The organism is uncultured Nitrospira sp. (assembly GCA_902500695.1).
In the GTDB taxonomy this organism is placed as follows: Bacteria; Nitrospirota; Nitrospiria; order Nitrospirales; family UBA8639; genus Nitrospira_E.
In genome coordinates this window covers 9313-21367 of the sequence record CABVRQ010000039.1, presented here as the reverse complement: position 1 = coordinate 21367, position 12055 = coordinate 9313, and the positions used below count along the sequence as shown (strand labels likewise).

Genomic DNA, 12055 nt, shown 5'->3' with positions numbered 1-12055 from the left:
GACGTGTTGGCGTCAACATGGAGGGATTGAGCCAGAGGAAGAAAAGTGTCTGGCACAAGATGGTGTGAAATGAATCCTCGTTCATGGACAGTCTGAAGGAGTGTGTTAGGATACACTGTCGGAATGATGGCCAGCAGTTACCTGAGGGAGTAAGCAAAAAGAGAGGGCTGTGCATGGCATTCACGTATCCCGGTTGGTTGGGGATAATTTTTGTTCTCATGGGTTTGGTGGGTTGCGGAGGCACACAGGAACCTGTGGACTTGCGTCAGGCTGATATCGGGCTTGGCATTGTTGAAGGCACCAAAGGTTATCGGCAGATTCAAGAAGAAGCCTTGTTCCCCAAGGAACCGTTGCGATTAGTGGAGGGGCAGGTGTTCCAGATTGAAGGCGCAGCCTATGTTGTGCACATCAACGACCAGATTGAGGCGCGATTGCCTTTTGATGAAAATACGCGGATTGATCGACCGGCTCATGTAGGTGATTGGATTGAAGCGGAGGTTGATCAGGAGGGTCGCGCCAGGATCATTCGAAATATTGATGATCGTATTTCACTCGAATAAGCTCCATCCTTTTCAATTTTCCCCTGTCCGGTTTCTCGTTTTGGCGTCCCAATAGTTCGCTCTCAGCATGTTTGTGTTGCACCTATTCCCATCTCACAACGTTGAGCTGTGTCCTTGCGCCCATGAGAGGTGTTGGAGTGATCAAGAGCGGGGAACGCTGAGAGAGGGGAGGGGGCCTAATATCCGGGGAACCCCGGGATAAATGGAAGGAGAATGGAGATCGCAATGAGAATGATGATGATCCATTCGAGAATTTCCATGCGCCGATTGCCGGTTTGACCGGCCATCTTGTCATACAAATTATCCAGCGTGTCCAACTTGCGGAGAATGCTGGTGTCCCAACTTTGCAAATGAAAGCGTTGCGAGGCCAGTCGCGAGACTCTGGCTAAGTATTGATCGCCGAATAATTTCAGCGTGTTGGTGACCCGTTCAAAGAGAATCGCACTATCCACCTGCATGCCTGCGATTCGGCGAAGATTAACATCCGATGCTCCCGGCCAGCGGAACCCATGCCGGCTTTCCTGTGTGAGAGCGGCATAAGCCTCATCCAGCGCTTCATCCAATTGGTGGTCGAGAAATCGGCGCTCGACTAATTCCACATTGGCGAATTCTAAGACCGCACGCACGTCATCCATTCCCTGTCCAATCATAAGCGTGGCATTCCAATCAATGAGGGTCAGGTCCTGTGTCCCGAAGGCAATGTGACTCGTGGTGGCATCATGAATTTCCTGTTCTGACAGTGGTTGATCTTCACAACGGAGGATTTGGGACAGAAGCGTGCCGTGTTGTTTGACAAATTGCGACAGATCCAACGCGGGTTGCGTCGAGAAAATCTGAAATATTGCATAGTCCTCGACCAATTCGGATATATTGGGTTTTTCAATTGCCGGACCCAAGGTGTTCAGGAGAGATTGAATATGCAGGAATGTGCCTTGGAGCAGTTGAGCATTTTCATAGAGGACTTCACTGAGCGGGAGCAACGACGCAAACGGTCCGGCCAGTGGAATCTGATAGGTCACCATGAGCGCGCCGAAGTCATAGAGGACGGTGTCGACGGTGCGAAGCGTGTGATGGGCTCCGAGACTGATGGGTTCCAGCTCTTGCGTAATACGGAGCGGCGGGGGGTGATAATCAAAATATTCCGGTGCCGGCCGTTTCCGTTTGATTCGCCCTCGTTCTTTTGTCGCGGTAATGCGCTGTTCCGCTTCGTCGATGTGAATGGACGCACCAACGTCATAGGCAAAGACGACGATGCATCTCCCGTCTTGTATGTGAAAGTTATCTGGTTCGATCATGGGTGGCATGTGTGCTGGCGGTGTGATGAACGTCAGTCTGACTTCATTGGTGCATCTGGGTGGTGTTACCCGGGTTCAGGTTTAAACGAAAGGTCAGGACGCCATCGGAAGCGCAACCACGATTTTTCATTGTCCAAGACATCACAAGCATGGAAGAGATCAGAGCCTCCAGGGGACCAGGATCATGGATTTACACGTCATACATGGAATCCGGCCGTGGAACCTCCACTTCCATGCCGGGGAATTCCGTGGTCAGCCGCATGGCAAACGCGAGCGACTGGCGTTCTTCACCATGCACCACAAAGACTTTTCGCGGATGCGGGGTGATCGCATGGACATACGCGAGGAGATCATCCCGGTCCGCATGAGCGGAGTAGCCATTTAATCGGACCACTTGAGCACGCCGTTGTGTCGGGATTCCAAAGATGGGCACAATGTCCCATTCCTCCGCCAGTTTGCGTCCCAATGTGTGTTCGGCCTGCCAGCCCACCAGGACGATCACATTGGCTTCATCCTCAATGGTCTGTTTAAGATGATGCACGACGCGTCCCCCTTCACACATGCCGGAAGCTGAAATAATCACACAGGGGCCGCTGCGCCGGTTCAGAAGCTTGCTGTCTTGAGCCGACGAAATAAAATGGATGTATTTTGCGGCAAAGACATCGCCGCTGGAGGTAAAGGTTCGATAGGTTTCCTCATCATAGCATTCCGGGTGTTGGCGAAACACTTTGGTGGCTTTTAATGCGAGAGGGGAGTCGATATAAATCGGAATGGGGTCGACTTCTCCATTGTTCACGAGTTCCTTGATGCGCATGATGATTTCTTGAGTGCGGCCAACCGAAAAGGCCGGAACGACAATTTTGCTTTTGTACTGAATCGCATGGTCGACGAGTTGTTTCGCTATCGCTTTTCGTTTGGCTTGGTCGTCCTCATGCAGTCGGTCTCCATACGTTGATTCAATGATCAGCACATCACAGGGGGGAGGTGCATGAGGATCCCGAAGGATGGGCATGTTGGCCCTCCCCAGGTCTCCCGAAAACAGGACCGAGGTGGAATTGCCACGACTCTGGTGCTTGACCCAGATTCCCGCCGATCCCAGGATATGACCGGCATCATGAAATTGCACCTTCAGGTTGGAGGCAGGAGAGATGGATGTCCCGTAGCCGACTCCTCGAAACCGATTGGTGATGTTCTGGACATCATCCATCGAATAGAACGGTGCGACACATGCTTTTCCTCTCCGTCGTTCTTTTTTGTTGACGTATCGGCAGTCACTTTGCTGAATCTTGGCGGAATCTTCCAGTAAAATTTTGGTGAGATCTGCCGTGGCCGACGTCATATGGACCGATCCGCGAAATTTCTCTTTGGCCAGGACCGGAAGAGCACCGGAATGGTCGATGTGGGCATGGGATAAGCACACCGCCGTCAGGGATTTTGGATCAAAGCCGAGGTGACGATTCAGGTTGGCCGCTTGGTCTCGCCGCCCTTGAAACATGCCGCAGTCCAGAAGCAGGCGGGAAGATCCCGCGTGAATGAGATGACGGCTTCCCGTGACGGACCGGGCGGCACCATGAAACGAAATCTTCATGATGGGATTTCCTTTGGGTGCTGGGCCACGATGATATTCCACGCTTCGCCGGCTGTTTCAGCATAATGAAACAATTGCAAATCTTCAGCCGCGATCATTCCATACTCCACAAATTTCTCCCAATTGATGAGATCCTCCCAAAAAGCCCGTCCGATGAGCACTACTGACATACCCTGCACTTTTCCTGTTTGAAGCAGGGTCAGCGTTTCAAACAATTCGTCCATCGTGCCAAAGCCTCCGGGAAAAACCACCAAAGCTTTGGCCCGATTGAGAAAGTGCATTTTCCGAAGGGCAAAGTAGCGGAATTGAAAACACAGTTCAGGAGTAATGTAGGGATTGGGCAACTGTTCGTGGGGTAACGCAATATTGAGTCCGATGGATTTGGCCTTCACGTCAGCCGCACCTCGATTAGCCGCCTCCATGATACCGGGGCCCCCGCCGGTGATGATGACGAATTTACACTGTCCGTCGATCTGACAACTGGAAGATACGAGACGGCCGAACTCACGCGCTTCCTGGTAATAGAGGGAAAGCGCTGCATGGTGTTTGGCAATGGCCATGGCCCGTTTTTTTTCAGGATCCTGCGGGGAAACTGCAAGCTCTTCTTCTGCGATCACGAGCTTGGCATTAGCCGCCGCCGGTTCCAGAAGCCGGGCACTGCCAAACACCACAATGGTGGATTCGATACCCTCGTCCTGTTGGATCAATTCCGGCTTAAACCACTCCAGTTGGAGCCGGACCGCCCGAAGATCGTCTCGCTGCAAAAAATCCAGGTCGGAGTCCGCTCGTTTGTATGCCGGAGAAGACAGGAGAGGAGGCTCAGCTTGAGGCAAATTGGTCATGGGCGCAGACAATTTTCACGAGGAGTAAAGAGTAAAGATTATAAAGACCCCGGAAGCCATTTGAAACTGCTGAAGCCGAATGCCGGGACATATTCGTGCTTTGGAAAGGGGTTGGACGCTCCTACTTCAGAAGAAATCCCGTCTGCTGCGCGGGGGGGTTGGTTGAATATCAGGAATCGGGTATAGTCCAATGGTTCGAAACGTACCGGAGTGAGCGATGAAAGCACCCACTTCTCCAGCCATTCCTGAATGTAAAGCCTGCCCCAATCGGGAATCGTCTGATATCTGCCAACTCGTGCCTTCTGTGGAAGAACCCTTCGGGCTTATTAAACGCAGGGCCATGTATCAGTCAGGTCAATATGTATTCTATGAAGGACATGCGGCACTGGGTCTCTATATTCTCTGCCAAGGGCGGGTGAAACTGACCCGGCTCAATCGCAAGGGGCAGCAGCGGTTGGTGGCCATTTTGGATTCCGGCCAACTTCTGGAGAAACAAGCCTTTCAAGAGCAACCGGTCCATCAGGTCACCTGTGAAGTCTTGGAGCCTTCCCAAATTTGTCTGTTGGATCGCACCAGCTTTCTCGCGTTTCTGAAGGAACATGGTGAGTTGGCGGTTAAGCTTGTTCAGGTGCTCAGTAAAGAAATGACTGCTGTGCTGAATGCGGCTGATCAATTTGCATTCACCCCAGCCAGGGAGCGATTAGCCAGACTCTTGTTGGAATTGGGCCATCGATTCGGGAAAGTCGATGATGCCGGAATTCGAATTACGCTCAAACTCAAACGGGAAGATCTTGCGCAAATGACGGCCGTGACCGTGGAGACCGTTGTCCGGCTTCTTCATGATTTCCAGGAAGATCAACTCCTTACGGTGCATCGGCGGGAATTGGTGATTAGGAATCCCGATCGTTTGACGAAAATTGCCGGCATGCCCCCCGCTCGTTGAAATTTTTCTCCTCAACACTTCTTACCATTTTCTATCGTTTTTCCTATTTTCTCCCTAGCGGCGATTCTGCTCAGCCTCCTTGTATTTCGACCCGGTCCCCTCACGCACTCCCTTCCTGTCTGCTGTGTGTGCTCTCGCCTTCTTTAGGCCATTAGACCCATCTAAAAGATTGATAACAATCTGCTTGAACATTGTTTTTCAACAAGGTCCCGCCGTCTGGAATCGTATAGGCTACGGCCCGTTCAGTGGTTTTTCCAAATTTCACCGAAAGGAGGAAAACCGAGATGGCCAAAAATTCGAAGAAATGTTCATTGCGGTCTGAAGTCCTAACCCATTTCATGAATGAGGAGGTAGCATAATGAACCGAGGCCGGTCCGTGACACAGTTAAGTATATGCGTATGGTTTGTGGGGTGTGTATTCTGGGCAGTACCGAGTGCGAGTCTCGCCCAGGGGTTAAGCGTGGACCAACGACTGGAGCGCTTGGAGCAGAAAACTCTCTCCCAATCTCCAGGAGCTGAACAAGAAACCGGGAACATGGTGTTTTTCCGTGGAGGTTGGGCAGGGTTAATCAACGATCGTTCGAATGAGGTCGAGACCGATGTCTTTGGGTTCAGTGGGTCAAATGACAATAATAACGGCTATTATGTCGGGGCCGGTTTGGATTTGGTCCTCACACGAGATATTTGGGATTTGTTTCCTGGAACCTGGGTGTTGGGGGAAATTGGGGTAGAGTTTAAACGGTTTAATTCTAAAGACGTGACGCAGGCCGTTCCCAGCACCTGTGCGGCAGCCGGAATAAGTACTTGCTCGGTCGAAACCAATAAAAAGGTTCAAATCACCATGCTGACGGTCAATGTGGCTCCGAAGATCATGTTCATGGAAGGCAGCCGTTTCCGCCCCTGGATCATCCCGGTTGGCCTGGACTTCCACGTCATCAGCCCTCCATCAAATGATACGACGGTCTTGGACATTGGCGTGCAATTTGCGGTGGGGGCGCAGTATCGAATTTGGAAAGCTATCCATCTCGGAGTGGATGGCCGATTTCATCTCGCCACAGGGCAAACAGATACGACGAATAATTATGGCACGGCCGGTGCGTATGTCGGCATCGCGTTTTAATTTTCGGTGAGGTAAAGGTGAGGTAAACACGGAAGGTGGCGGAGGTGAGATTGCGATCGGGCCAGGTTGACCCATGGTGAATTGGAGAGGGCAATTCTTCCGTCTATAAAAGCGGCACCACCTAAGACATCGTGGTATGGGTCCTGATCCGGCTTCAACTACAGAGAGAAGCCTTTTCAAGTATTCGCCTGTCTGAAGTGGGCATTGTGTATTATAGATTTTTCCATTCACTGGAAATGGTCCTTTTCCCGAGCTTGGATACATTTTCATGTGGTGAGTACGGAGCAATCCCGCTACAATCACAGGAAGTGAATTTCTTTTACATTATTCTGGTCTGGACCCATCTGATTGCAGCAACCTTCTGGGTTGGAGGGATGCTGTTCCTCTCCCTTGTCGCAGTCCCTCTTCTGCGGCAGGCCTCTGACCCTCCTTCCGCCCAACGAGGGTTTATAAGCCTGGCTCGTCGATTCAGAACGCTCGTATGGATCGCTCTGTTCATTTTAGTGGTGACGGGGTCGGTCCTTCTTGGAAATGTCATCAATTTCGGGGTTCCTCTTTTCTCTTGGCCACCTGTTGTCCTCACGAAACTGATCCTGGTGTTCCTGTTAGTTGTGGTGTCCTTCACTCACGATCGGATAATGGGACCGAAAGTACGTACCCTGAAGAGTAAGGCCGCTTCCGAATTATCGGTTGGGGAAGGGCTCCTTCTTCGATTCTCGCCTCTGCTTGGCCGACTGACCCTGTTGTTAGGGTTGGGAGTGCTGTTGTCTGCCGTCATCATGGTGAGATCCTGAGGGGGTCTGTTGAAAAAAGCCGCCAGCGGCGTTCTCGCCATTTTTCCGTGCTCACGTACTAAGCGTACGCTCCGTGCGTAAAAACGGCTGCGGCCTTGCTGGACGGACTTTTTTGAACCGACCCGGAGCCTTGGATGTATAATCTTATCTTGGGCAAATTTACCCTTGAAAATCTTTATTATTCAACACTCCCTGAGGATAACGATCTGAAATCCGGGAATGGAATAAAAAAAGGGAGAGGCCTTGTGGACCTCTCCCTTTATTATCAGACGTATCGAGTAATCGTTAGAATCGGCTGCGCCGCTTTCCTCCAAAATCTCCACCGCCTCCGCCACTGCCACCGAATCCACCACGGCCGCCTCCGCCGCCACCGGTACGTGGAGCTTGGGGTTTGGCCTCGTTCACCGTCAAGGTGCGGCCACCAAACTCCGTAGAGTTCAAGGCTGCAATTGCGGCTTGCGCTTCCTCTCCGGTAGACATTTCAACAAATCCGAAGCCGCGCGATTGGCCGGTGAACTTGTCGCTGATGACGTTAGCTGATTCGACGGTGCCGTGTGCCGAAAACAGGTCGGTTAATTCTGCTTGAGTCGCTGAATACGGCAACCCACCTACGTACAATTTTGAACCCATGGGGTTCCTCCTTTTAAAAAGATGATATTGTCTGATGCTCGAGAAGGGTAAAACATTTGGAAGAGGTAGGCCACGGACGCTGTTTCCACGCCACTCAGGTCAGACACTTCCGAGTTATTCTCTCGGGCTAAACAACACCGGTTACGGGCTTGAGTGATTGAACTCTCAAAGCTAAGCCCAGGGCGATGAGTTAAAAAATCGTAGCACACAAGGGAAGTAAAAGATAGTAGCCGAAAAATGGCACTATGACCTATTAATGGATAGATCCGATGGTGCTATCCGGAATGGACGACATAACCGGTCGCGCTTCAGGGTTGTACGGTTCCGCCGGTGACGCGCTCCAATTCGGTCAGGGCAATCGAGAGATCGTATTTGGCCTGCGCGTAGTCAACTTGTGTTTGCCGTAAGACCCGTTGAGCATCCAGCACATCCAGCAGACTGGCTTCCCCGAATTTAAAGCTGACCTGGGCGATACGTAGCGCCTCTTGTGCCTGGTTGAGCAGTCCATTTTCGTATGTGGCAATTTGTGCGGCAGCGGCTTGAGAAAGTTGGATCTGTTGGGCGATGCCTTTGAGAAGTTCCTGCTTGGCTCGAAGCAGGCTCGCTTCCCGTTGCCGCAAGGTGCCTTTGGCTTGGGCAATATCGCCCTGATGTTGATTCCACACGGGAAAGGGAATGGAAACCCCGGCGATATAGGCTTCCCGTCCTGCGTCTCGTTGGTATCCTCCACTCAGGGTTATATCGGGCATGCGAGCCTGTTGCTCCTGGCGGTGGGTGTGCTGCGCTTGTACGATGAGTTTTTTCCATTTAGTGATCATGGGATGATGAGTCAGAGTCTGATCCGAGAGTGTCGCGAGGTGTAGGGCTCCAGGCCAGACGGCGAAATCGCCTTGAATGGAGAATTCAAGCCCCAACGCTCCGGCTGTGAGGCTATTAAGTGAGGCTTGGATAGCCTGGACGACACCTCTGGTTCTGGCGACCTCTTTTTGAATTTTCATGCTCTCTACTTTCACTTTCACGGCCTCAAAAGGGGGCGCTTCACCGGCGTCAACGCGACGAATCACGGCTTTTCGGACTTCTTCCATCGTCCGAACATTTTGGATAGCCGTTTCCGTTTGGCGTTCCGCGAATAAGAGGTCATAGAAAGCCTGTTTGGTAGCGGCAATCAAATTCAAGGTGGCTTCTTCTTTTGAAGCCAGGGCGCCGTCCAATCCTGCCTGGGCTGCCTGTTGGCGTGCCGCCCGTTTCCCCGGCCATTCGATGGGCTGATAGAGGGTGACATACCGTTCGGTGAGCGTGATGCCGTTAGGATCACGAACGGTCCCTCGTCCGCTCTGAAGGGCAATTGTGGGATTGGGATAGGCGGAAGCGGAGATTTTATTCCCTTCCTTTTGTTCGATGACCCCCTCACTTTCGTTCATGAGGGGATTTTTCTCTAAGGCCATGGCCAGAATATCTTGCAGACTATAGGTCGGGGCAGGGGCCTGTGGTGTTGTGACAGTAGCTGCCAACAAGGGTTCCCAGCAGAGACCATATAGAATGATGAGGCAAAGAATCTGTTTGAACCACATGAGATGTTCCCTTCTTGTGACAACGCCATCCTTCTCAGATTGAGGTGGTGTTTGTGTGAGACTGATGGGGTATGGCTGGTTGTTTTTTGGAACGGCAGACGATGCCGTACAGCGCTGGAATAATTAACAGGGTCAGGGCCGTGGAGGTGATCAATCCGCCAATCACCACTGTGGCCAGAGGGCGCTGGACTTCTGATCCCATCGTGGTCGCGACGGCCATAGGCAAAAACCCCAGACTGGCCACGAGAGCGGTCATCAGGACTGGGCGAAGGCGATCCATGGCTCCCTGCGCGACGGCTTCCCGGGTGGGAAGCCCTTCGGTTTCCAGTCCTTGGATACGGCTCACCAATACGACACCGTTTAAAACAGCGATTCCGAAGAGGGCCACACAGCCGATCACTGCTGAGATACTTAACGGCAAGCCGCGCAACCAAAGGGCAAAAATCCCCCCCGACAGAGCCAGGGGCACATTCAAAAATATGAGCAAGGCCGGACGAATGACTCCAAAGATCACCGAAAGAATGGCGATGATAAGCAGTAAGGTAATCGGCACCACCACAGCTAACCGTCGTGAGGCCTCCTGGAGATGTTTAAATTGTCCACTCCATTCAAGGTAGTATCCGGGCGGGAGGGAGACGCGGTCGCGGATAACCTGTTGGGCTTCGGTGACAAATGAGCCGAGGTCCCGACCACGGATATTGGCTTCGACCACCAGACGGCGTTGAATATTTTCTCGACTGACTTGCGCAGGGCCTTCATCCACTTCAATGGTCGCAACGCGGGACAATGGAACCAGCTCACCATGCGCAGTGGGGAGCAGGATGTTACCAAGCGCCATCGGCCCGGCCGACGTCTCATCAGAGAGGCGGACAATCAGATCAAAGCGGCGTTGTCCCTGAAAGACGGTCCCGACCGTTTGGCCGACACGGACGGATTCAATGATCCCTAACACGTCTTTGGCACTCAGCCCGTATCGCCCGATTTGATCACGGTCGACGATGATCCGAATCCTGGGGACACCGGTGACTTGTTCCACTTTCACATCTGCCGCACCGGGCACCTGTTCGAGTGATCGTGCCACCACATCACCCTGATGGCGCAAGACCTCCAAATCCTCTCCGAAAATTTTGATAGCGAGGTCGGATCGGGTGCCGGCAATGAGTTCATTGAATCGCATCTCAATCGGCTGGGTGAAGCTGAGTCCCACTCCGGGAACCGCTGCCAGAACCGCAGTTTTAAATTTTTCGATCAACGTTTCTTTCGACGTGGTCGTGGTCCATTCGTTTCGAGGCTTCAGGATGACAAAGACATCAGACATATCAATGCCCATCACGTCGGTGGCCACTTCCGGACTACCCGTTCTGGTCACCACCTGCATGACCTCTGGAAATTGGCGTAAGGCCCGTTCTACGCCCAACGCGGTTTCCACGGATTCTGTCAGAGAGACGCTTGGAAGTCGCCATACTTGAATGGCCATATCGCCTTCCTCTAATCGAGGAATAAACTCGATCCCTAAGCGTGATCCGATCAACAGACTGAGGGCAAACAACACGAGACCCGGGATCACCACCCAGGCCGGCCGATTCAAGGACAGGTCTAACCATGGTCGATAGAGCCGGCGCAGACGCCGAATGAGCCAGGTTTCTTCATGGTTCGGCCTCGCGCGGGCAAACCAATACGACAGCACAGGCACGCCTCCTACCGCAAAGAGGAGTGAAGCGGCCAGGGCAAAAATAACGGTCATGGCCATCGGCCGAAACATTTTGCCTTCTAACCCGAGCAACGACAAAATAGGAAGATACACAACGATGATAATGCCGACTGCAAATACAATGGGTCTCAACACCTCCCGTGCGGCTTCCTGAATCGTCGCTAACTTCTCTTCCTTCGATTGGCGGGTGACGTTTCCGAGCCGTCGCAGAATGTTATCGATCATGACGACCGATCCATCCACGAGCAGCCCAAAGTCGATGGCTCCCAGGCTCATCAGGTTGCCGGAGATGCCGGCGTGATACATGCCGGTGAAAGCCATCAGCATGGAAAGAGGAATGGCCAACGCCACAATACATCCGGCCCGAACGTCTCCCAAAAATGAAAAGAGAATCGCGATGACCAGTAGACCCCCTTCAAGTAAATTATTCCTGACGGTGTTGATGACTTTTGAGACGAAGAGGGTCCGGTCATAATAGGGCTCAATCACGACTCCCGGTGGAAGGGTGGCTTGAATTTCCTGGACGCGTTCCTTCACACGTTCGACCACCTTCTGGGCATTGGCGCCTGCCAGCATTTGAACCATCCCGATGACGGTTTCCCCCTCTCCCATCCGTGTGGCCGCCCCTATGCGCAAGGCGGCGCCTTCTTTGACTTCTCCAAGATCTCTAATGAAAATGGGAACGCCACCAGGCCCATGACTCACGACAATTTGCCCTAAATCGGTAATCGTCGAAACCATCGCTTCTCCCTTGATGAGATATTGTTCCCGCTCATGTTCAATATACCCGCCTCCGGCAAGGGCGTTGTTCTGCGCCAGGGCATCAAATACGGATTTTAAGGTGAGGTTAAAGGCAAGGAGTTTGCTGGGGTCGACCACCACCTGAAATTGTTGGGTTTCTCCCCCCCAGATATTGACTTCTACCACCCCGGGAACAGCCCGAAGCCGCCTGCCAATATCCCATTCCAGAAGGGTTCTCAAGAACATGGGGCTGTGCCCCT

At 52.5% G+C, this 12055-nt stretch carries 10 protein-coding genes; 4 read left to right on the top strand and 6 right to left on the bottom strand.

From position 1 onward, the window contains the following. Positions 1-173: 173 nt before the first annotated feature. A complete protein-coding gene (locus AAH187_RS11145; RefSeq protein WP_342348532.1) occupies positions 174-560 on the top strand; it encodes a hypothetical protein in 387 nt (128 codons plus the stop codon). 176 nt (positions 561-736) lie between these two features. On the opposite strand, the gene AAH187_RS11140 is transcribed toward AAH187_RS11145, so the two are convergent. The 3 genes from AAH187_RS11140 to AAH187_RS11130 all read right to left on the bottom strand — a co-directional run bounded on the left by AAH187_RS11140 (position 737) and on the right by AAH187_RS11130 (position 4285). Then, positions 737-1855 carry a hypothetical protein gene (locus AAH187_RS11140; RefSeq protein ID WP_342348531.1) on the bottom strand — a complete coding sequence of 373 codons (1119 nt, stop codon included), beginning with the start codon at positions 1853-1855 and terminating at the stop codon, positions 737-739. Positions 1856-2045: 190 nt separating this feature from the next. Continuing rightward, a complete protein-coding gene (locus tag AAH187_RS11135) occupies positions 2046-3443 on the bottom strand; it encodes an MBL fold metallo-hydrolase (protein ID WP_342348530.1) in 1398 nt (465 codons plus the stop codon). Beyond that, on the bottom strand, positions 3440-4285 hold the full coding sequence (locus tag AAH187_RS11130; protein ID WP_342348529.1) for a TIGR00730 family Rossman fold protein: 846 nt from the start codon (positions 4283-4285) through the stop codon (positions 3440-3442). The genes AAH187_RS11135 and AAH187_RS11130 overlap by 4 nt, the downstream gene beginning before the upstream one ends. 217 nt (positions 4286-4502) lie before the next feature. Between AAH187_RS11130 and AAH187_RS11125 the strand changes: the two genes are divergently transcribed. The 3 genes from AAH187_RS11125 (at position 4503) to AAH187_RS11115 (ending at position 7142) form a co-directional block, all read left to right on the top strand. Then, a complete protein-coding gene (locus AAH187_RS11125; protein ID WP_342348528.1) occupies positions 4503-5228 on the top strand; it encodes a Crp/Fnr family transcriptional regulator in 726 nt (241 codons plus the stop codon). Between the two features lie 358 nt (positions 5229-5586). Continuing rightward, positions 5587-6348: a hypothetical protein gene (locus tag AAH187_RS11120; RefSeq protein ID WP_342348527.1), complete on the top strand. Its 762-nt coding sequence runs from the start codon at positions 5587-5589 to the stop codon at positions 6346-6348. 131 nt (positions 6349-6479) lie between these two features. Continuing rightward, positions 6480-7142 (top strand): hypothetical protein, encoded by a 663-nt coding sequence (locus AAH187_RS11115; protein WP_342348526.1) that lies wholly within the window; start codon positions 6480-6482, stop codon positions 7140-7142. A gap of 285 nt (positions 7143-7427) precedes the next feature. Here AAH187_RS11115 and AAH187_RS11110 read toward each other — a convergent pair whose 3' ends face one another. The 3 genes from AAH187_RS11110 to AAH187_RS11100 all read right to left on the bottom strand — a co-directional run. Next, positions 7428-7772, bottom strand: coding sequence for an RNA-binding protein (locus AAH187_RS11110; RefSeq protein ID WP_312646836.1), 345 nt, complete (start codon positions 7770-7772; stop codon positions 7428-7430). A 308-nt stretch (positions 7773-8080) separates the two neighbouring features. Beyond that, entirely contained in the window at positions 8081-9343 is a 1263-nt protein-coding gene (locus AAH187_RS11105; protein ID WP_342348525.1) for a TolC family protein, read from the bottom strand. A gap of 34 nt (positions 9344-9377) precedes the next feature. Further along, positions 9378-12055: CusA/CzcA family heavy metal efflux RND transporter (locus tag AAH187_RS11100; protein ID WP_342348524.1), on the bottom strand; the 2678-nt coding region annotated here is incomplete at its 5' end.

Bases quoted from the DNA above. Each gene is read 5' to 3' on its own strand.
- AAH187_RS11145 (WP_342348532.1), top strand. From the start codon at position 174: ATGGCATTCACGTATCCCGGTTGGTTGGGGATAATTTTTGTTCTCATG.
- AAH187_RS11140 (WP_342348531.1), bottom strand. From the start codon at position 1,855: ATGATCGAACCAGATAACTTTCACATACAAGACGGGAGATGCATCGTC.
- AAH187_RS11135 (WP_342348530.1), bottom strand. From the start codon at position 3,443: ATGAAGATTTCGTTTCATGGTGCCGCCCGGTCCGTCACGGGAAGCCGT.
- AAH187_RS11130 (WP_342348529.1), bottom strand. From the start codon at position 4,285: ATGACCAATTTGCCTCAAGCTGAGCCTCCTCTCCTGTCTTCTCCGGCA.
- AAH187_RS11125 (WP_342348528.1), top strand. From the start codon at position 4,503: ATGAAAGCACCCACTTCTCCAGCCATTCCTGAATGTAAAGCCTGCCCC.
- AAH187_RS11120 (WP_342348527.1), top strand. From the start codon at position 5,587: ATGAACCGAGGCCGGTCCGTGACACAGTTAAGTATATGCGTATGGTTT.
- AAH187_RS11110 (WP_312646836.1), bottom strand. From the start codon at position 7,772: ATGGGTTCAAAATTGTACGTAGGTGGGTTGCCGTATTCAGCGACTCAA.
- AAH187_RS11105 (WP_342348525.1), bottom strand. From the start codon at position 9,343: ATGTGGTTCAAACAGATTCTTTGCCTCATCATTCTATATGGTCTCTGC.